We start from the raw sequence: 22237 nt of genomic DNA on the forward strand, positions 1-22237 counted from the left end.
ACAGGGGGCTTTGATCAATATGAACTTATTAATCGTATTTTTGCACTCCTTGATTTTTGTAAAGATAATTCTGGTTTAAGATGAAAATTGCATTGGTTGGCGCCACCGGACTGGTTGGAAGTGTGATGATTAAAGTACTCGAAGAAGGGAAATATATCCCCCTGACTTCCATAACGGACTTTATTCCTGTTGCTTCCGAAAAATCAATCGGGAAAGAACTGAAGTTTAACAACAGGAAATATAAGGTTGTAACTGCGGCTGAAGCCATTGCCCGTAAGCCGGAAATCGCGTTATTTTCAGCCGGGGCCGCCACCTCACGTGAACTTGCACCGCTTTTCACCGGAGCCGGGTGTTTTGTCATAGACAATTCATCGGCATGGAGAATGGAAAAGGATATCCCGCTGGTTGTCCCGGAGGTGAACGGCCATGTGATTACCGGCAGCCAGAAGATTATCGCCAACCCCAACTGCTCCACCATTCAGCTGGTCGCCGTGCTGGCGCCGCTCCACCGCAAATATGGCATCCGCCGTGTGGTGGTTTCAACCTATCAGAGTGTGACAGGCACCGGCGCAAAGGCGGTGCAGCAGCTTCAGAACGAGCGCCAGGGGATCAACGGCAGCCGGGTATATCCGCACCCCATCGACCTGAACATCTTCCCTCACGGCGGTACTTTTCTGCCCAACGGCTATACCACCGAAGAAGTCAAACTGCTTGAAGAAACCCGCAAGATTATGCAGGCCCCTGAAGTCAGGATTACGGCTACCGTGGTCAGGGTGCCGGTTTTCGGAGGCCATTCGGAGTCCGTGAATATTGAATTTGAAAAGCCCTTCGAGCTGGATGAAATCAATAAAGTGATCTCTTCATCGAAAGGCGTAATCCTTCAGGACGACACTGACCGGGCCGTTTATCCCATGCCCAAATATGCCGAGGGCCGGGATGAAATATTTGTGGGCAGGGTGCGCCGCGACGAGACCATTCAGAACGGCCTGAATATGTGGATCGTTGCGGATAACCTGCGCAAAGGCGCGGCCACCAACGCGGTTCAGATTGCCGGACTGCTGATAGACAAAGAAATCCTAACCTTCTGATCCGATAGTGGAAATTATCACCGATATTTCTCAGCCTTTGGCACTTCCCCGACCGGTGGTTACCATCGGTACTTTCGACGGGGTGCACCGGGGCCATCAGGCAATTCTCCATAAAATGAAGGAGATCGCTGCCGGATGTAACGGGAGTCCGGTGGTGGTTACGTTTCATCCGCATCCCCGTCTGGTGTTAGGGCAGCACGTTTATCTGCTCAGTACCCGTGAGGAAAAACGCGTCGCCTTTGCAGAATCGGGCGTAGCGCACCTGATCGAAATTCCTTTTACCAGGGAATTTGCGAAACTTTCGGCGGAAGAGTTCATTCAACTGATTGCGCAAAAAATCAGACCCGAAGTACTGGTTATTGGTTACGATCATGGCTTCGGCCGCGACCGCAGCGGAAGTATAGAACATCTTTTTCACTTTGGGAATACGCTGGGGTTTAAGGTGGTACAGGTGGAAGAACTTATTGTTGACCGGCACCATGTAAGCTCATCCGTTATACGCTGGCTTTTGCAGGAAGGCGATGCCGGCGAGGCCGCCCGCCTGCTGGGAAGGGAGTATTCCATTTCCGGACAGGTGATCAGGGGCAACCAGATCGGGAAACTGATCGGATATCCCACAGCAAATCTTTACGTGGACGACCCGGACAAGCTGATCCCCTCAATGGGCGTGTACGCCTCCAGGGTAATCTGCCGGGGGAAATTGTATAACGGCATGACCAATATCGGTATGCGGCCGACCATCAACGCGCATAAACTCACGATCGAAACAAATATTTTCGGCTTCGATGATGACATCTATTACGAAACCATCACCGTGAAACTGGTAAAACGGATCAGGAACGAGAAAAAATTCGGAAACCTGGATATCCTGAAAAACCAGCTCAGGAACGACCAGCAAACCGCGCTTGAAATTCTGGGCGGCTCTGTCTGATGGTGCAGACTACATTGTGTTAAGTTATTTCTTCTCCCGCTTCTTCACATACAGGCCGATATCCACCAGCCCCGGGATACCCATTTTGGGAATAAGATTTTCAAACTCAACGGTGTAAGTGCCGGTTTCATGAAAGTAAAAACCCGGCCACAGGGTCACTTCCACATCCCAGAGATCGCCGGCCACGCTTCCGGTAAACCGGTCACTTTCATCTTTTAACCTGATGTCTTTTTCCAGAATACGCTCTTCTCCCGAAGGTGTGGTGAGTATGATATTTACCGGGAGGTTCGGGTAGGGATACTGAGTTATATGCCTGATGGTAAATACAATATCGCCTTCGGTACCGGCATCTTCCACCGGTATTTCAAACTTCACCTTGTCGAACCTTTCCCAGGTATATTTGTCAAATTTATGGTATTCCTCATAAATTCTGCCGGGCCGGCATCCGGTGAGCAGGGTGATTGCCAGAAGAAAAGCTGAAAGTGTTCTGAACATGGGGTTTATCGCTGATTTTTACAAAAATACGAAATTAGCGGCTGATGTTCGTACTTTTGCAGTTCAGGCACAAAAAGGATAAGCGGATGGCCGGAAAACAAAAGTTTTATGTGGTTTGGAGCGGAAGGGAAAAGGGGATTTTCCGGACCTGGGCGGAGTGTGAGCTTCAGGTAAAGGGATTTGAAACCGCCAGGTATAAATCCTATGAAACGGAAAAGGAGGCGGTTGAAGCATTCCGCAGCGGGCCGCCGGCCTTCAGCAGAAAACCATTCGTAAAAGCTTCATTGCCGGATAGCGGCAAGGGACCCATCATGGCCAGTATTTCCGTTGACGCCGCCTGCTCCGGCAATCCGGGGGTGATGGAATACCAGGGGGTGGAAACATCCACCGGCAGGTTGCTGTTTCACCAGGGGCCCTTCCCCGAAGGGACCGTCAATATCGGCGAGTTTCTGGCCATCGTGCACGGGCTGGGCTACCTGAAACAGCGGAACCTGAAAATCCCGGTTTACAGTGATTCGAAAACCGCGCTGAAGTGGGTGAAGGATAAAAAATCCAATACAAAGCTGGAGCTGAACAAAAAAAACGCCGACCTGATGTTTTTGCTGAGGCGCGCCGAAACCTGGCTTCAGCAAAACTCATGGGAAAACCCCGTGCTCAAATGGGATACGGCCCACTGGGGAGAGATACCGGCAGATTTCGGGAGAAAATAGACGATCTGATAATACTGAAGATTTCGGGATTGACCTGATCGATTATTGTATAGTGGCCTGGTTTAGTCCGGAATATTCAGTTTACGCTGGCGGAGTCGTCTACTCGATCAGGCAATCGTATTTATTTACTAATTATCACTTCATTCCATTTCTTCAATGGTTTTACACCTTGAAAAAATCAGCAGATTGTTTGTCCAGCTAATTTCTCTCACCAGTGGTGAGAGTTTTGGAAAGTCTTTGTAAGTCTCGTAAAACTGCTTCATTCTCCAAATATTTTTGTCGGAGAATCCTTTTATTTCTGGTTCTTGTTTCTGTATGAAATTGGCTAATTCTGTTACTACAGAGTCGCCCCATTCTGATTGTTCAATTTTTTTGCTGATATATTCTCCTGTGTTCCAATAGAGGTTTATAAGTTCAGCGTTTACGGCTTTTATGGCATTAGTGCGAGATTGTTTTATTAGCTGAATTATGTCTGTAAAACGATTGTCCATGTATATATTTTTATGCTTCAAATTTATGCTTTTTCAATCGTGATTCTCTTTTGGAACCGGTTTTCTGCCATTAATGCTAACGGTTGGCGGTATGGTTAGTTGCCGATTACGAAGCACTTACCTATCAAGTTACAACTACTTTTGATACGAGTTGTGCCGCACGAATACGCACTGCACCGGCAATTAACTATACCGCATGTTGGCAACTGGTGTTCATTCATATCCGTCTGTATTTCATTTATATAGCTTTTATTTTCTTGTCATTGTCAATCTGCACCTACCTATCTGCGAAGAACAAATTTATTTTGTTTTTTTGAGCGTGGGCAATCCTTAAACCGTCCTGAAAGGCGGTTACGTGGGCAGGAAAGTCGGAAGCTCTTTTGCAAGCCTTTGGTTTGAGCGTTCGCTCGTGTGGGCTTGCAAATGTGCTTACGACTGTGCGTTGGCTCTTCATTAGTTCAATTCTGTTTTCAGTGTATTAATTACTGTTAAGGCACTTTGAATTTCGGCTGTAATTTCATGCTTATTTACATCGTGATGACTTAAAGGATTTAGAACCAAAGTAATCAAATGGTCAATCGCTGTTGTCGTTGCAGGAGTTAATCCACATGCTGGAGTGACTGTTTTGTATTTCTTAACTGCATTCCAGAATGTATCTGTTTTCATTTTTGAAGTATCCGCATTGAACAATACTGGAACTTTTCCAAAACAGTATCTTTTTAAAATAAACTCAAATGCTGAACGCAAATAAACACCTGCTGCTTTATTGTCGCCATTGTCAAAATATGATTGTGCTTTATCTATGTAATGTTGAATATGAGAGCTATCCTTTATTTCGTGAATTATTGGTATTTCAAACCCTTGTGCAGACCGTCTCGCATAAAACTCATAGCTTTTCCAAGTCGAATTATTGTGCAAATAACTTGATTTTATAAACTCATACCAAGGTTTATCATAAGTAGTTATAAAAACTTGATAAGCTGCAAAATCCGAATCTAAGATTTTAAGCAAGGGTAAACGGTTGCTTATGTCTAAACCAATAAATATATCGTCAAGAAAAAGTATTTTACATGGAATACCTTGGATATGCCGTTTTACCATTCCCAAATAAATTGAAATGGCAATGGCTGAAAGTCTTGCTTCGTTTAGGAAAACATGAGGTTTGGGAATTGTTTTGCCCAAATATTTTATGCTAATCCTTACATGGTTGCGTTCATAAGTGCTATAATCCGCATTAACTTTTGTACTTGTGTAACGCAATTCTATTTCAATATTATGACCGAACTTATCAAGTATCGGTTGGGCAAATCTTAAAATATTTTCGGGACTTCCAGCCTGAAATAGTTTCGAAAACGCTGTATTGAATGCCAACAAAGCAGCATCTACATCGGATTTTTTCTTTGTGATGTTGTATGCAGTACCTTCAAGTGGTTTTGCAACAGCTTTTTCAAAATCAGTCCATAACTCGCCAAGTTCTTTGTTACCAGTAATGGCAACGCTTTTAAAATGCTTTAAAACGCCTTTAACCAATAAATCAAACAAATCAATTTCATCGTTTTTCTTTATGTGATGAATGTCTAAAAGATGTTTGTAGGTTAAAAAGCTTTTGAGCTTTATTGCATCACGAATACTGGTATCACCTGTGGCATATGTGTTTTTTGTTGTTTTCGTAACCGAATATTCTTTGCCTGTTGGTGTTGTATTGCCATCCTTATCTGGATTGAAAAACACTTTTATATATCCATTGCCTTTGTTTGCCTCTTCAATAAAAATGTTTTCGGTTTCATCGTAATTGAAATCCTCAATTGATGATTGAAAAAAGTCTTTTAAGGCATAGTAAAGAGAACTTTTGCCACTACCATTTTCTCCATAAACAAAAAGGTTTTTACCATCAACGGCTATTTCTTTAGTACCATAAAAAGCTTTATAATCACGGATTTCTATTTTCTTGATTTTCATTTTAGTTGGTTCCAGTTATTTTTATAATCTATGGCTGAATTGCGAAGCATAGAAAGGTTTATACCTTTTCGGTTTCCTTTTGGGTTTTGATATAGAAAATCTTTCACTTTATTGTGTGGGATTACAAACATTTCAGGAACTACCGAAATTTCATCCATTTTATTTAAGAACGATAGAAATACAATGAAATGATTCGGCTTGTCGGCTTTCTCATTTACATTATCTAAAGGAAATAAGGTTGTGCCTTGTAAGCCTTTTACATCAATAGTTAGTTGCTTCTCATCATTTAGGTTGAGAATAATATCAATACCTTTTTTGTTGCCAAGGGTAATGTAAGCATCAAAGCCCAAGCGGTAAAGAGTAGCAAGTACATAATACTCTGAAGCTAAATTGGTATTATAACCTTTCATTTCAACGCCTCCTTAATTATCCTAACCTCCTCAATGCTATCCAATGTTTCCAAGTTATTGCGTACAGGGTGGTTTGGGTCGTACAAACGTTCAAACTCGCTTTGTATCACTGCCAGTTTTTCTTCTTCGCTCATGCTGTCGGTTATGGGCTTTAAATCGCAAAGGTGTTTGAGGATTTCTTTGTTAGCGGATTTGAGTTCGGTGGGGAAGTAAAGTTCATAAATAATTCCATTCAAAACAGTAGAAAAAAATGTAAACAGTACTGTTTCATTAATTGCGTGAATATAATCTACAACTAAATCAATTTTAGAATTAATACTTTTGTCAATTATAGCAATAGGCAATTCTCTAAGTTCATTTAATTTGATATGTAAACCGCTTGAATAAACATTAGAGTACCAAACATTTAATAGTTCAGAATTTAAAATTGAAAGTATATATTCAAATGAATATTGTTCTAATTTGTAAATTGAATTTAACGTATCGTTAGTTAAGTATCTACTATTATCAATTGCAGCTTCTATACCTTTAGCGACATCCTTAATAACTATTTTTTTTTCTGTTATAAAATATTCTAATCTCCTTGGTCCAGCACCTTTTTTCTCACTCATTAATTCTGGTTTATACCAGAGCCACTTATTTGCATATTTAATTTTCCAGCGAGAAACATCCTTACCTCGAATTAAACGATAAGAATCATTATCTCTTTTTGAATCAGATATAAATCTTAAATCATCACTGGTTTTAATACCTAATGTAAAATGGGCAATAGAGCCAAGTTTAATTACAGGTATTGAAAATGTAAACTGCTGGTCAAATGAAAATGGAAAACTTGGCAATTTTCTTATATTGGAGTACTTCAATTTATTGGGAAGAACAACAAATCTAGTATCTATAAGTAAATGCATTGGTATTTCGTTTTCTTTTACCGACTCTTTTTTAAAACCAAAAATTACTGGAGTTACTGTTGCATCAAATACATTTCCATTGCATTTAACTAAGTCAATAATTTTTGTGTTTTCAACTAAAAATTTTCTAAAATTCAAAAAACTATCTATTCCAAGCCAACTATTTGAAACAATAAAATATAGAGTGCCATTTGCCCTACAAATGCCATATCCTTTTTCAGTAAAAAAAGAATATAAGTCTGATTTGTTTCTTGCTACCTGATATTTTGTTTTTAAAAATTTTCTAATTCCTTCATCTTTAATATTTGCAATATTTACATATGGCGGATTCCCAATTACCACATCAAAACCACCCTTTTCATGCCACACCTCTGAAAAAAACAATTTAAAATCGAAGTCTATTTTATAACCTGCAAATCGCTCAATAGAATCAAGCAATTCCCTTATCTTGGTATTTATCTGCTTTCTTAATTCCTTCTTTTTTGTTTCGTTTGTTTCATTATAAAAAAGTGGTTTTAAATCCTCTATTTCCTTTTGCTTCTCCAAATCGGGAAAAACATCAGCAGGCATTCCAATCAATGAGTTGCCACAAACAATTTTGTAATCGAGGTTTGGCAAGGTTTCAATGGGTTCAAAATCGTCTTCATCCACTACAAGAGACAGCCATAATCGTAAACGTGCAATATCAATAGCCGAGGCATCAATATCAACACCGTAAATACTTTCTTGTATAATGTGGCGTTTCAGTCGATATATGTAACGGCTTTCGCTTAGTTCATCTCCGTTGTTTTCGCCCTTTATCGCTTTCAGCTTTTCTGCTAAATACTTAGGGCTTAAATGTGGCTTTATTACTAAATGTGCATTAACCAGTTCGTGTAATAATCCCACTGGGAAAGCACCCGAACCAATGGCTGGGTCGCAAATTTTTATTTCGGTAAGCTTTTTATCAATCAGGTCGGCATGTTGGCGTATGCTTTCAGGCAATATAAATTTGTAATCGGGTGTTTCCTTTCCTTTGTTTACCACACGCTGGTCATGTTCTAATGCAAAATGCCCGTTTCGGATAAAGTGTTCAATATCAATTTTAGGAACTTTTATACCCTGATGCGAAAGGTTTATGGAGTGCTGTCCTTTCTTCCCTGCGTTACCGAACATATTGGTTTGGCTATCGCCAATTTCCTGAAATGTTTCGGTGTAATTGTTCAGCGAATTGTCGAGGTAGTGTATCAAGCTTTCCTGACACATGTAATGCACAATTTCCCTTGGGGTATAAAAAGCTCCTTTGCTTTTGCGTTCGGTTATTTCGAGCATGTTTTCGAAAACCTTACCCAACATTTCAGGGTCAACGGCAACCTCTTTATCAAGCGGTTCATCTTCTTTTATGGTAAAGTTGTAACGGTCGAACACGTCAAGAATACCTGTACCCGTATCACCAGATTTGTTTTTATCCGTGTTTCGGAAAATAGTTTCCGGAATGGAAATATTAGCGTTTCTCCAGTCGTATTCTGCCTCAAACAAACCTCCATTGAGGAACGGAATACGGCAATCGAATTTAGCGTAATACGAGTTTTCATTGTCTCGCTCTTTTGCCAAGGCTTCGTAAAACAAGTATTGCAAATAATCTTTAAAGAAGTTTTTTTTTTCGTTTTTCGATGTGTCAAACAATTGTTGCATAAAGCGTTTTTCGCCGTTGCCCCAGGTTTTATCCTTTGGCACACCCAGCCAGCCTTTTTTCTGCAAGAAATATAAGAAAACTATTTGCCCCAACAGCTTTTTGGTAAAGCGGGAAGTATCAATGTTTGATTTTACCAATTCGTTTTGAATAGCGGCATCGTTTTCGAAATGCTCATACAGTTTTACAAACAAATCTTTGTATTGGCTAAAGAACTCATCGGTAACTTTTTCAATACTAAAAGCACTCTCAATTTCTTCGATGGTGGCGTTGCTGCTTACATTTTGCAATAAGGGCAACAATTGGTTTTTGGCTGTATATGCCTTTTCGTATTTACCTACCAAAAACGAGTATCGTTTGGCAGGCGTAAACTCTTTTCGGGTTTTTACTTTTCCTTTTTCTTCATCAACAAAGGCTTGATGTTCGAGTTTAATGAACGAGAAACGCCAGTCGGCACCTTCGTCTTGTTTTGAATAAAAAGCAACAAGGGCATAATCCTTCTCGAATTTCACCAAGTGTTTAATTACAAAATTCCGCAAAGCGGTTCGTGCCCTTTCGAGTTTCAAAACACTTTTTACTTCTACAATCAGAATGTCGAGGGCTTCACCGTCGGGGTCAATGTATTTGCCAATTCGCTTGTAAGTGTTTACATGCTCTTTGTAATCGTCCCAAATATATTGACCGCTGTAACTGTTGCTTTTGGGTTCAACATCGTTCAAAAAGTTTTTGGCAAACAGTTCAAAACGGGTTTCATCAAAAGCTTGATTGAATGTTGACTCTATGAGGTTGGTAGCAGTATTTTTATCCATAACTATTTAATAAGATAACCAGACAATATTACTTCACGGCGTTGAAAAGATTTATTTGAACCAATGGTTTCGATGGCAACTGAGCGGATGTGTTTACGCAAAATATGCAGCACATCCATTGGGTCTATTGTTTTTTCAAGTTCTTTCTTAATATCTTGAGCTGTTCGTTTTGCAATGGTTCCGTTCAACAACATATTTTTTACACCTTCAATAAATTCTTCATCCGTATCGGTAAATGTTTTACAATTTTTAAACACCTTGTCTTTTAGCCTGTTTTCGATATATTTTGCATTCGATCGACCGCCCGATGCTTCCGAAGGTTCGATTCCAATAGTTGAATCCAGCTCAAAACGGGCTTTATTGGTTTGCAATAAATGAAAATAATCTTCCGGGATTTTGGCTCGTTTGGTTAGTGGTGTACATTCCAGATTATGCACTGCATCGAAAAAAGTAATCTCAGTAGAATTACCATTATTATTTTGATAAAACTTCTTTAGTTTGCCAATTCTAAAAAAGGTAAACAGTTGATTGGCTTCAAGTTCTGTTTTCACAAATCCAGAACGTGCCTTTTTAGGTAATTCTTTTATTTTTTTGAAAAAGTCCGGGTTTTTATCCCGAATGTCACGCATTAATTCCAAGTATTTTAATTCAGAATCGCCTTCTTCGCCTTCACCAGTGTAGGCTTGTTTGTTGTTCAGAGTATTGAATAATTCCTGACTTCCAATTTCTTCACCATCGGTAAGGTATTTAGCATCTTCGCCCAAAATATCGTGAAACATTTGGATTTTGTTGGTAATATTTATTTCCAATCCTAAATGTTCATCGGAATGGGTAGTTGGAAAGAAGTTAAAAATATGCACCGTCGGAAATTGAGAACCCAAACGATTTACACGACCCGCTCGTTGCAAAACTCTTGTTGGATTCCAAGGCAAGTCGTAATTAATAATTACATTCGAGCGGTGCAAGTTAATACCTTCCGCCAATACATCTGTGGCAATCAGAATCCTCAAATCGTCCGATTTTTCCTTTCGGTTCGGGTCGAAATTGTCTTTTATTAAATCGCGCGAAATGGCATGATTTGAAGTCAGTGTTTTATTTGTATGTCGTCCGCCAATGCTCGAATAGAACATAACCTGATTTGGAAATTCTTCGATAAGTGCATTGTATAAATAATCGCCCGTTTCTTTTGATTCAGTAAAAACAACAAGTTTATTTTTCTTTAGTGCTTTGTTCGTTTTCAATTCAGCAATGAACTGTTCTAATTTAGGGTCTTGGTCAACTTTAGCCCAAAGAGCTTTTATATCCTTTAGAACTTGCAAATCAAATTCCAGTTTTTCAACGAACTCTTTTCTAAAATCTTTTGAATCGTACTTGCTCGCTTTATCTTCGTCAACAAGACTTTCCAGTTTTTCAAAATCGTCATTATCGAGTAAGTCATAAACATTTACTTTTTTGCTAATGTATACCGTACCATTTTTGTACATCTCAATAAAACGGTCGTAAGAATCAATAAAACGGTCTACACTTTGGCGAAAAGCATAGAAACTACTTTCGAGCCGTTTCACCAGAATGCCTTTCATAAAACCACCAACGTTACGTTGTTGTTGCTTTTCGAATTCACTTAAAACTTTATTCCCAACATAATAAAGCAAAGGTGTATATCGGGCGTAAGTAAAAGAATGTAAATATTTTATGGTGTCATTAAAAATACCTTCAAGCTTTCCTTCGTATTTGTAAATTATTTGTTGTGGATTGTCCACTTCGGGAAATACCAAACCTTGTTTTTCCATGTCGCCTTTAAAGAACTTCACAACATCGGTACGTGTACGGCGAACCATTACATAACGTAGTATGCTGTTTTTAATCTCATTCGATACTTCTTTAATGAGGGTTTTATATTGTGGGTCAGTTTTCTCAACCTTTTTAAGGTTGGTCTTTAATCCGTTAAAGAATTTCTCCAGATTTGGTACGCCTGGAATTGTTGAGTTCTTGGGTGCCTGAAAAAGTTTAATTTGAGCAAATATATCATCAACAGTATTATTTAACGGAGTTGCAGTTACCAAAATAACTTTTTTACCCCTGCAAATATCCAATAGATTAGCATACGATTGTGTGTTCTCGTTTCTAAAACGGTGGGCTTCATCAACCACAATATAATCAAAACGTTCCAATCCTCGTTTAATAATATGTTCCAGTTTGCCTAATGATTCCACTTCAAAACTACGAACTCCGAAATCGAAAAGAGAATCTTTCCAGTAGTCTTTTAACACAGGTGGGCAAACAATTAAAGTGCGTCCTTGTAGTTGTTGAAGCAACAAAGCAGTTATAAAAGTTTTGCCTAAACCCACTACATCAGCTAAAAACACACCGTTATATGTTTCCAATATTTTTTTTGCCTGAATTGCAGCCTGACTTTGGTATTTAAGTTTCATAAAACCATCAGGTAAAAATGGGTCGAATTCATCTGCAAGGTTTATATCTTCTTCAAGGTATTCGTATATCAGTTTTAAATACAATTCATAAGGCGTAATTGCATCATTTAGCCAAGTCTTTTTGGTTATGGTATCAATGAAATCGTCCGAAATATCAACCGATTCTTTCCAAAGTGTATTGAATTGATTTTCGGCAAATTTAACGTCCATTTTCTTTCGCAATTCCACGTTAAATTCACGATTTGCAATAAATCCAGATTCAGAAAAATTACTTGAACCCGTAATTACGAAGCCATAATCTCTATCATCGGGGTAAAATCTGCCAATATAAACCTTAGCATGAATGTTTTTTGACGGATAAGCTCGGATTTCTAACTTCTTCCCATTTCCGCCATTTGATTTATCCTGTTCTTGATTTTCAAGTTCGGTCTTTAAAAACTCAATGAATTTTTTAATCCCAATTTCCAGATGATTGTCATTCTCGTTGCTTGTTTCAATTTCAGTTTTCAGGTTTTGTTGAAATTGTTTTTTAGTTCTTTGATGCGATTCAAAATCAAGCATTCCCAATTGCTCATGATACTGCATAATATCATAAGTTTCACGGTCAACATTAAGCCCAACTAATATTCGAATCTTCTCAACTGGTTCTAATGATTCATAGAGTTGATAGAATCCACTTGTACGGAAATAGCCAACAAGTACATCAAATAATTGTGTGTCTTTAAGAGTAGCTTTGAAGCGACTTAAAAGACTTTGACCTTCTTCGTTAGTGAAAAAGGTTAAATCGGAATGGTCTATATGTGTTGTATTTTCTGCCATGCAATAATTACTTAATCAATTTGAGGGTTTCGTTTAATCCATCTTCTAAATACTTCAAATCTCCCAAATCATTAAGAATCAAAAATTTTATGTAAGTAATTTGGATTTCTTTCTCAGTTTTATCAAGAGTTTCAGCAAGCACAGGAATCATTTCAGAAGTTGGTTTTCTTTCGTTTCGCTCAATCTTACTTAAAACTGAAGTGTCAATATCAAGAGCAGCAGCAACTTTTCTTAAAGGCAATTGCTTGTCTTCCCTCAATTTTCTGATATATTCTCCAAATATTTTCATTTTGACGTATTCAATTTGACAAATTTGTCCAAAGATACTAAACTTTCCAAATTAGCAGTGGCGCGTGGGGAAAAAACAGCTCTTTTGCAAATTTAGGTCGTGCGTTGGCTTGTGCGATTTGCAAATGTGCTGTTTTGTGGGCGGGGTTTCTTTCTTCTTTTTTATGCGGGGGGAAGAAAAAAACAAAATAAATTTCCATCAAATTTGCACTGTGCTATCAAAAAGCAAAATCCTTTCTATTTTCAATTTATCACTATCGTATCAGTCTGTCGTCTGTCTTTTTACACTTGTTGCCAACGAGTGCATACCCGCGACTAATCCAGGAAATTTAACCGGCGCTTAAGATTAGGCTTAACTTATTGTCATTCAAGACTAAATTCAAAAGATCACTGACGTTATCTCATTTTTAAACGTTTAAAAGCGCTTGGAATTACTAAATTATATACGCAACTCAGGCCCAAATGTATAACATTAAAGAAAAATATGCAACAGGCAAAAGGATTGAAGCGGTATATTCTGCTTCTCCGCTAAAGCTGAAATTAAAAGCCCCGGACTGTTTACTTTTTTGGGAAACAATCCGGTATCGGGGCGAAGATTAGCCCGTTTAATTATCCCGGGAAACCGGTAAAAGCCACTTGAACCACAGGAATTTTAATCTTTTCTGTAATGGTGATCGCGTGAAATTTTTTGCGGATAAAAAGCAGAAACTAAGTCAGGAACTGAAAAGTTTGAGTCAGGTAATAGTATAAATAAAGAAAACCTCTGTTATATGCTTGTTATAAAGCACTTACAGAGGTCTTTCGTACCCCGGGCCGGGATCGAACCGGCACGAGCTCACACTCATTGGTTTTTGAGACCAACGCGTCTACCAATTCCGCCACCGGGGCAAAAGGGCACGCAAAGGTAAGAAAAGTTATTGATTCCGGTGCGAATTTTTCATACCATCGGATCGGATACTTTTTGCCAGGGGCTCCACTTAAGTTTTGCGGGAAAAGGGTGCCCGGGGAGCGATTCTGCCGGTTTGGAGGATCGTTGGGGCTCTGGTTCTTGTCAGAAAATTCTAACCGGTAACAGGCGGGAATGCCGGAACATGCTGCAGGCGCCCTGCCGGTAATTCCTGTTGATCTCTTGCCGGAATTGCTTATCTTGCTGCCACGTTCCGGTGATGCCGGCAGGAATAAAGTCTGTTCCGGTTAATTGGAAAATTAAAACTGATATCATGAAAAGACTCAAGCTGATTGTTTTAATTTTTGCCCTTGTGCTGGCAGCCTGCAATTCCGGTCGCCTAAAGGAGCAGTCAACAGATTTTTCGTCCTTTTTCCGGGTAGCAACCGGTAAGCCGGTTACCCTGGTGCTGGCCTGTTACAAAACCACCCTGCGCGCCGGTCATGGCGAGGAAACCCGCGTCAGGGTGAGCGTGGCCGACAGCCTCGACCGGGAAATCTCGGATGCGGAACTTTCATTCCGGATTTCGGTCACCGGGGATGCGAACCTGCTGGATGCCGGCCGCAACGAGATGAACCCTTTCAGCCGGGCTGATACCCTTACCGTATGGGAGGCTTCGCTGAACAGGGGCGTATGCGAATTTGTGCTGATCGCGGGCAATACCCCCGGAAAGTTTACCGTTGAAGCCAGCACGGAAGGGCTGTGGCCGGCTTCACACGAAATCCACCTGCTGCCGGCAAGTTTTCAGCTGATGCAGCCTGCCATTCTTCCGCTTCCGCCCTCTCCCCACATACACCCCCCGATGATCGGTGCCGATATCTCGTTTCTCCCTCAGCTTGAAGATGAAGGGATGAAGTTTTATGACAAAGGCGTTGAAACGGATGCCATTGAATTGCTGAAGAACCATGGATTTAACTATATCCGCCTGCGTATTTTTGTGAATCCGGAGCATGAAAAGGGCTATTCTCCGGGCAAAGGTTACTGCGGAAATGATCAGACGCTTGCCATGGCCAGGCGGGTGAAAGCGGCCGGGTTAAACCTGCTGCTTGATTTTCATTACAGCGATTACTGGGCCGATCCCCAGCAGCAATACAAACCTTCGGCATGGGAAGGGCAGGACTTTGAAACCCTGCAAAGAAGTTTGCGTGACTACACCGCGATGGTGCTCTCGGGCCTGAAGGCCCAGGGCACGCTTCCGCAGATGGTGCAGGTGGGCAACGAGATCAACCATGGCATTGTATGGCCCGAGGGTCATATCGGTAACCCGGATCAGCTGGCCTCACTGCTGAAAGCAGGCGTGGCAGCCTGCCGCGAAGCCGATCCTTCCATGCCCGTGATGATGCATCTGGCGTTGGGAGGACAAACGGAAGAAGCCGTTTTCTGGTTTGACAATATGCTTGCCCGCGGGGTGGACTTTGACGTGATCGGACTTTCGTACTATCCCCGCTGGCACGGCACCCCCGAAGACCTCTCACGCACCATGCATACACTTGCGGAGCGCTATGGCAAGGATGTCAACGTCGCGGAATACAGCGCCTTCAAGAAGGAAATTCACGATCTTGTATTCAGCCTGCCCGGCGGCAGGGGACAGGGCGCCTGCATCTGGGAGCCACTCAACACCTGGAGGCGGCTGTTTGATGACAAAGGAAACGCGCTGGATGAAATCCGTATATATGACAACCTTGCTGCCCGCTACCTGAGGCGATGATCTCCGGTTCTTCCGGCCTGTCCGGCGACGCTGGCGGTTTTTTACCTAATTTTGCAAACCGCTTAACGAACGAAATGAACCATGTATAACAACAAAAGATCAGCGATATACCTGCCAATAGCCTTTGCCCTGGTGCTTGTAGCCGGAATTTTCCTGGGCGCTTCCCTGGTAAAGGTCAATTCAACCGATCAGAACCTGATTCAACGTATCCACAACCGAAATTTTGACCCGGTTGACAATGTCATCACATACATTCAACAGGAATACGTTGATTCGGTGGATGTATACAAACTCAGACAATCGGCCATTACGGGCATGCTTTCCGATCTGGACCCTCACTCAAGTTTTATCACAGCCGAAGAGTTTAACGAGGTAAACGATCCGCTGCTGGGTAGTTTTGACGGCATAGGGGTGCAGTTCAGGATGGAGAACGATACGGTTTACATCATCAACGCCATTGCCGGCGGCCCTTCCGAAAAAGCCGGAATTCTGGCCGGCGACCGCATAGTAAATGTTGACGGGGAGGTGATCGCCGGGGTGAAGATGTCGACGAATGAAGTGATGAAGCGCCTGAAAGGCGAACGGGGCACCCGGGTAAACGTCAGTGTTTTCCGGAGAGGGTTTAAGGAACTCATTCCATTTACGATAACGCGTGATGTCATCCCGACCTACAGCGTCGATATCTCATTTATGCCCGAGCCAGGTATCGGATATATCAAATTATCCAAATTTTCAGCCACCACAACCGAAGAGCTGACAAAGGCGCTTCTCGGATTGAAAAATGAGGGAATGGAAAGCCTGATTCTTGACCTGAGGGGGAATTCAGGAGGTTACCTTCAGACGGCCATCACGGTTTCGGATGAATTTCTGGGAGAAGGGAAGCTGATTGTTTATACGAGCGGGTATAACCGGCCGGCCCAGTATGCCCATGCAAGCGGGAAAGGAATATTTGAAAAGGGCAGCCTGGTTGTACTGATTGATGAAGGTTCGGCTTCATCCAGCGAAATTCTGGCCGGCGCCATTCAGGACAACGACCGGGGACTGATCATCGGTCGCCGCTCATTCGGAAAGGGGCTTGTACAGGAGCAGCTATCGCTTCCCGACGGCTCAGCCATCCGGCTGACGGTAGCACGTTACTACACGCCCACAGGAAGAAGCATTCAGAAACCCTATAAAAACGGTCACACGGAAGAGTACGAGGAAGAATTGTATAACCGGATGATCAGCGGGCAGCTTGAAAGCGCCGACAGCATCCACTTTAATGATTCTCTGAGATATACTACCCCCGGAGGTCGCGTGGTTTATGGTGGCGGCGGTATCATGCCGGATATCTTTATCCCGGTTGAGAAAAATGAGAATTACCGCTATTACAATGAACTGCTTGGCAAAGGGCTGGTTTACCAGTTCACCTTTGATTATACCGATAATAACAGGCCGGGATTAAAGAAATTCAGGACTTTTGAGGAGTTTGACCGGAATTTTAACATTACTCCGGATCTTTTTAACAGAATGATAAGATTTGCTTCAGAAAAAGGTGTTGAACCTGATCAAAAGGGCATTGCCTTTGTCCGTGAAGAACTGGAGAACCTGATGAAGGCGCTGATTGCCCGAAACCTTTTTGATGAAAAGGGATTCTATCCTGTTTATCTGCGTACGGATAAAACCTACCACAAAGCGGTTGAAGAGATCAGGAAACAACAACAGTAACGTCGGTCGCGACCCGGGGCCTGACTTTTCCGGGAGAAAATGATTTCAGTTCAGAAAAAATCGTCTTTGCTGAATGATTTTCAGCAGATGGCTTCAGCCGCAATTACTCTACGGTAACGCTTTTGGCGAGGTTCCGGGGCTGATCCACGTTGCATCCGCGCATCACCGCTATATGGTACGACAACAGCTGAAGCGGAATGGTTGCGATAAGGGGAACAAGCATCTCCTCGGTTTCGGGGACTTCAATGATGTGGTCTGCCAGGGCTTTCACGGTTTCGTCGCCTTCGGTGACAATGGCAATGATCTTGCCTTTCCGGGCTTTCACTTCCTGAATGTTCGACACCACCTTTTCATAGGTCCCCTTGTTGGTGGCAACCACAACCACCGGCATCTCTTCATCGATCAGCGCGATGGGCCCATGTTTCATTTCCGCGGCCGGATAACCTTCGGCATGGATATAGGAGATCTCTTTCAGTTTGAGCGCGCCCTCCATGGCAACAGGGAAGTTATAGCCCCTGCCCAGGTAAAGGGCGTTTCTTACATCCTTGAATACTGTGGCAATCTCTATGATTTTATCGTTAACTTTCAGGGTTTCCTCCACCTTGCCGGGAATGTCATCCAGTTCATGAAGAAGTTGGTTGAACCTCGATTTGGAGATTGTCCCTTTGCTGTCGGCAAGCATCAGCGCCATCAGCGTAAGCAGGGTAACCTGTGCGGTGAATGCCTTTGTGGAGGCAACGCCGATTTCGGGGCCTGCATGGGTATACGATCCTGCATGTGTGGCCCTGGCTATGGATGATCCGACTACATTGCAGACGCCGATGATGGTTGCACCTTTCGATTTTGCCAGTTCGATGGCGGCAAGGGTATCGGCGGTTTCACCTGACTGTGAGATGGCAATTACAACGTCGTCTTCGTAGATAACCGGATTCCGGTATCTGAACTCCGAAGCATATTCTACCTCAACGGGGATGCGTGCCAGCTCCTCAAAAAGATATTCCCCGACCAGTCCGGCATGCCACGAGGTGCCGCAGGCAATGATAATGATGCGTTTGGCATTCACCAGTTTCTGCTGATAGTCGATGATACCTCCCAGCAGCACAATGCCTTCACGGGCTTTCAGGCGGCCCCGCATACTGTCGCGGATCGACCGGGGCTGCTCGTAGATTTCCTTCAGCATAAAATGATCAAACCCTTCTTTCTCCAGCGCGCTGAGGTTGATCTCCAGGGTCTGGATATACGGGGTTTTCTCGATATTGGTAATGGTCTTGATTTTTATCTCCTTATTGCGGTGAAGTATGGCAATTTCTTCGTCGTTCAGGTAAACCACCTCGCGGGTATACTCCACAATAGGTGTGGCATCCGAAGCAACAAAAAATTCATTTTCACCGATACCGACAACCAGCGGGCTTCCCTTGCGGGCGGCGATCAGCGTATCAGGGTCATTTTTATCAATGATTACAATGGCATAAGCGCCTACTACCTGGTTAAGCGCGATCTGAACAGCTTCGGCCAGACTTACTTTTTCATTGATTTCAATGTCTTCTATCAGGTGAATCAGCACTTCGGTGTCTGTTTCACTCTCAAAACGGAATCCCCTGTTTATCAGTTCATTTTTAAGCGGAGCATAGTTTTCTATAATTCCATTGTGAATGATGGCCAGATTCCTGGAATAGGAAAAATGGGGATGGGCATTCACATCGTTCGGCTCTCCGTGTGTCGCCCAGCGGGTATGGGCGATACCTATATTCCCCGAAAGGTCTTTATCTTTAACAGCTTCTTCCAAAGCTGCTACTTTACCTTTACACTTATATAACTTAAGATCACTGTTGAGCACAGCAACCCCGGCACTGTCGTATCCGCGGTATTCAAGCCGGTGTAATCCCTTGATCAGAATCGGATATGCCTGCCTCGGGCCAATATAAGCAACTATTCCACACATAATTCCTGTTTTAATTTCATTAAATCATAACGACCTGGTCAATGATACTTAATCAAATTGTTCATCGAAAGTAATCTGTTGAAACATTGATCATAAAGAGACCGGATCAGGTATCACTTTCGACGGTTTCTATTTATAAACAGCGTTTGGTCCCTGTGGTTTTACTAAGAACACCCTGGCCATTCTTTTTGCATGCGTTCAGGGATGCATGCTTCTGGTTAACGGAAGCAGGTACAAAGGTACTGCTTTAAAAAGAACAAATTCAGAAACCGGCCCTGAAATCTGTATACGAATGAGTAATTAAGAAATTTTAAAATGTAGCGTATTACTCAACAAGGGTATAATAGATCACGAGTTTAACCCGGTTGTTGCTACTGGCCGGGCCTTTGATAACCGCCCGGTTTGCGGTAAGGGAGGAACCGGCAATCACCATCATCAATCCGTGATCTTCCGCTTCCGGGTATCGCATTCTGTCCTGTACATATTTGGTGAGCCTGAAGCGGTATTCACTGTTGTTGATATATTTACCTCCGAAATAGGCCGAACCTATGTTTTCGTCGGGCAAAACAACATACGCCCCGGTGCTGCTCAGCGCCCTGATGGCAAGCTGTGTGGGCGGAGGCAGGCTGGATCCGGGATCGTCATTGGTAAATATCAGCAATGCTTCATTTACTGCAATCCGTGCGTTTTCCGGGATATTTTTAAGGTAAGGAATTCTCAGTTTTACTTTTGTTCCCGCCATTGCCTGCAGAAAAATACGGTTAGCTCCTGCTGTGGTATCTCCGGCGAGTTGCTGAAGAAGTTCCGGATCAGCCCCCGAATAATTAAAATGTTCGTAATTATTGAAACGGGCACAGGAGGCGTTGATGGGAAGCCTGATGGAGGTTGTGTCGGTATCGTTGTGATAATGGATGGTTATCCTGGAAAGGTCATCCACCAGGTCGAATGAGAGAATGGAGCCTGTTGCGGTAGTGGTGAAAGGATCCACGGTGATGTGCAGGCCTTTAAAAACCTCAAGGAAATAAGCATTTGACGAAAGGGTTTCTTCGCCGGCAGTCATGATCTTTTCAGCAAATGCCTGGGTGAGCGTGATCCGCAGGTGCGGGGCAACAAAGGCACCATCGACCGAATCTGCCTCTACCAGATTGGGAACAAAAACAGCTTCGCCGATCTGCTGGGGAATCACCGGAACGGTATTATGAGAGTAATAAGAGGAATCAACATTGATAGAGTCGGCAAGCTCGAAAACCCTTACCGTGTGTTGCGACAAAGAATCGCCGTAAATTCCTGAATATTTCAGGGTAAGCACAATGGAATCTGCAACGGGATTTTCCCCAAAGGTAACATTGTTTGTCGGCAAACGGAATTGTGTATAAATTGATGCCAGCACATTCCCGAATACAGGATCATTCATATAGCCCAAAAGGTTTGCCGACAGCTCGTCTGTGCGCAGCGAATCTTCCCTTACCGTATAGGCGATAATGGTTGAAGTGTCGGTAAAGCTCAGGTTGAGATAATCGCTGTCGGGTAAAAGATCTATCCCGATCAGGTCGGGTTCTTTGTTGCAGGAGGTGATTGACAGCGCGAAAATTATGGCCAGAATGGCCCGGTTGAAGCTGAGTTTGTGCACGTTAAAATCTGATTGAAGAAGTATTGACAAGCAATGCAAGATTAAGGTTTATTCAGATGCTGCAGGCTGGCTGCTTATGATTTTATCATAAAAAATGTTATAAGCGTCAATAAACCTGTCAAGCGGCTGATACGGCAGCATTGGTTTCCCGGTCTCGTTGATGTAATCAAGCAGCTCGGCATTAACGGTTTCACTGCCGACGATAACACCGTCAGAAAAATCGATGGCCGTTTTCATTACATTAACGTAAGTGGGCTTCTTATAGTGTTTGAGATCTTTGTTTGTTATTCCGTCAAGCTTGATTTTATTGCCCGAATCCTTGTTCCAGGCTTCTTCAAAATCATCGTCGTAGATTGACATCACCACCCTGGTGTCGCTGAATAGCGGGTTATCACGGTAGGCGCGCTTGATGTAGAGCGGCACAAGGCTGGTCATCCAGCCGTGGCAGTGGATAAGATCAGGGGCCCAGCCAAGCTTCTTAACGGTCTCTATCACCCCGCGAGAAAAAAATACGGCACGCTCGTCATTGTCTTTGTAAAACTTGTTGTTCTTGTCGCGGAACATGAACTTCCGCTGAAAATAATCCTCATTATCAATAAAATAAATCTGCATCCTGGCCGATTGTATGGATGCAACCTTAATGATAAGCGGATGGTCTGTATCGTCAATGATCAGGTTCATACCCGAAAGACGGATTACTTCATGCAGCTGATTTCTGCGTTCGTTGATATGCCCGAACCTGGGCATAAATGTGCGGATTTCGCGTCCCCTCTCCTGAATTCCCTGAGGAAGATGCCTGCCGATATAACCCATCTGACTGTCTCTCAGATAAGGTATAATTTCCTGAGAAACAAACAGTATCCTCGCTTTTTCCATAATAGAACCTGTTATTGTCGAAATAATGTGCAAAATTAGCAAATTAAATCCAATCTTTTATTTTTAACTTATTATTATTCACTTGTTAATCAGCGCAAAACAAGACTACAGCCATGATACTTAACGTTTATCTCAATTTTTATTGATTGATTTTCAGTTAGATATTAATTTATCTTCCCTGGCTGCCTGAATTTTATAATACTACATTTTGTATATGATTAGCGCAATCGTTTGCGAATCCCAGGCGCTTATTTATAATGATTCTAAGTTAATGGGTTGATAATGATTTATATAGGCATTGATTTTTCTTTACAGTTTTTAACCTGACAGCACAAATAGTTATAAATTTGCCGCGCCTGATTTGATTCAGGACAGGATAAATGATTTATCCGGTTTTACTAAAAGAGCTTTAATCA

General features: G+C 42.4%; 15 protein-coding genes and 1 tRNA gene. 5 read left to right on the forward strand and 11 right to left on the reverse strand.

From position 1 onward, the window contains the following. The first annotated feature begins 80 nt into the window (after nt 1-80). A complete protein-coding gene (locus TBC1_RS00105; RefSeq protein ID WP_062036748.1) occupies nt 81-1088 on the forward strand; it encodes an aspartate-semialdehyde dehydrogenase in 1008 nt (335 codons plus the stop codon). 7 nt (nt 1089-1095) lie between these two features. Continuing rightward, on the forward strand, nt 1096-2019 hold the full coding sequence (locus TBC1_RS00110) for a bifunctional riboflavin kinase/FAD synthetase (protein WP_062036751.1): 924 nt from the start codon (nt 1096-1098) through the stop codon (nt 2017-2019). Between the two features lie 24 nt (nt 2020-2043). On the opposite strand, the gene TBC1_RS00115 is transcribed toward TBC1_RS00110, so the two are convergent. Continuing rightward, nucleotides 2044-2514: a gliding motility lipoprotein GldH gene (locus TBC1_RS00115; protein ID WP_062036753.1), complete on the reverse strand. Its 471-nt coding sequence runs from the start codon at nt 2512-2514 to the stop codon at nt 2044-2046. A gap of 44 nt (nt 2515-2558) precedes the next feature. On the opposite strand from TBC1_RS00115, the gene TBC1_RS00120 reads away from it, so the two are divergent. Beyond that, nucleotides 2559-3224, forward strand: coding sequence for a ribonuclease H1 domain-containing protein (locus TBC1_RS00120; RefSeq protein WP_236695619.1), 666 nt, complete (start codon nt 2559-2561; stop codon nt 3222-3224). Between the two features lie 140 nt (nt 3225-3364). Here the strand turns inward: TBC1_RS00120 and TBC1_RS00125 are convergent, their stop codons facing one another. From TBC1_RS00125 to TBC1_RS00155, 7 genes are all read right to left on the reverse strand, one after another. Continuing rightward, nucleotides 3365-3715 carry a DUF1016 N-terminal domain-containing protein gene (locus TBC1_RS00125; protein WP_201781613.1) on the reverse strand — a complete coding sequence of 117 codons (351 nt, stop codon included), beginning with the start codon at nt 3713-3715 and terminating at the stop codon, nt 3365-3367. Between the two features lie 453 nt (nt 3716-4168). After that, a complete protein-coding gene (locus TBC1_RS00130) occupies nt 4169-5674 on the reverse strand; it encodes an AAA family ATPase (RefSeq protein ID WP_062036755.1) in 1506 nt (501 codons plus the stop codon). Next, on the reverse strand, nt 5671-6084 hold the full coding sequence (locus TBC1_RS00135) for a hypothetical protein (protein WP_062036758.1): 414 nt from the start codon (nt 6082-6084) through the stop codon (nt 5671-5673). The genes TBC1_RS00130 and TBC1_RS00135 overlap by 4 nt, the downstream gene beginning before the upstream one ends. Beyond that, nucleotides 6081-9473 (reverse strand): Eco57I restriction-modification methylase domain-containing protein, encoded by a 3393-nt coding sequence (locus tag TBC1_RS00140; protein ID WP_062036761.1) that lies wholly within the window; start codon nt 9471-9473, stop codon nt 6081-6083. The genes TBC1_RS00135 and TBC1_RS00140 overlap by 4 nt, the downstream gene beginning before the upstream one ends. A 2-nt stretch (nt 9474-9475) precedes the next feature. Beyond that, nucleotides 9476-12724, reverse strand: a complete 3249-nt coding sequence (locus tag TBC1_RS00145) for a helicase-related protein (RefSeq protein WP_062036771.1) — start codon at nt 12722-12724, stop codon at nt 9476-9478. Between the two features lie 7 nt (nt 12725-12731). Then, on the reverse strand, nt 12732-13013 hold the full coding sequence (locus TBC1_RS00150; RefSeq protein WP_062036774.1) for a helix-turn-helix domain-containing protein: 282 nt from the start codon (nt 13011-13013) through the stop codon (nt 12732-12734). 803 nt (nt 13014-13816) lie between these two features. Then, nucleotides 13817-13900, reverse strand: a tRNA-Leu gene (locus TBC1_RS00155). 332 nt (nt 13901-14232) lie between these two features. Between TBC1_RS00155 and TBC1_RS00160 the strand changes: the two genes are divergently transcribed. Both TBC1_RS00160 and TBC1_RS00165 read left to right on the forward strand, forming a co-directional pair. Next, nucleotides 14233-15666, forward strand: coding sequence for a glycosyl hydrolase 53 family protein (locus TBC1_RS00160; RefSeq protein ID WP_062036777.1), 1434 nt, complete (start codon nt 14233-14235; stop codon nt 15664-15666). Between the two features lie 81 nt (nt 15667-15747). Then, entirely contained in the window at nt 15748-17373 is a 1626-nt protein-coding gene (locus tag TBC1_RS00165) for a S41 family peptidase (RefSeq protein ID WP_062036779.1), read from the forward strand. Between the two features lie 103 nt (nt 17374-17476). On the opposite strand, the gene glmS is transcribed toward TBC1_RS00165, so the two are convergent. The 3 genes from glmS to TBC1_RS00180 form a co-directional block, all read right to left on the reverse strand. After that, nucleotides 17477-19315, reverse strand: coding sequence for a glutamine--fructose-6-phosphate transaminase (isomerizing) (gene glmS / locus TBC1_RS00170; protein WP_062036782.1), 1839 nt, complete (start codon nt 19313-19315; stop codon nt 17477-17479). A gap of 325 nt (nt 19316-19640) precedes the next feature. Beyond that, the gene (locus TBC1_RS00175; RefSeq protein ID WP_236695620.1) at nt 19641-20945 is read right to left on the reverse strand and encodes a DUF4270 domain-containing protein; all 1305 of its coding nucleotides are present in this window, start codon (nt 20943-20945) and stop codon (nt 19641-19643) included. A gap of 48 nt (nt 20946-20993) precedes the next feature. Beyond that, nucleotides 20994-21821, reverse strand: coding sequence for a glycogen/starch synthase (locus tag TBC1_RS00180; protein ID WP_062036788.1), 828 nt, complete (start codon nt 21819-21821; stop codon nt 20994-20996). Nucleotides 21822-22237 lie beyond the last annotated feature (416 nt).

Origin of the sequence: Lentimicrobium saccharophilum (assembly GCF_001192835.1) — a bacterium.
Classification (GTDB): Bacteria; Bacteroidota; Bacteroidia; order Bacteroidales; family Lentimicrobiaceae; genus Lentimicrobium; species Lentimicrobium saccharophilum.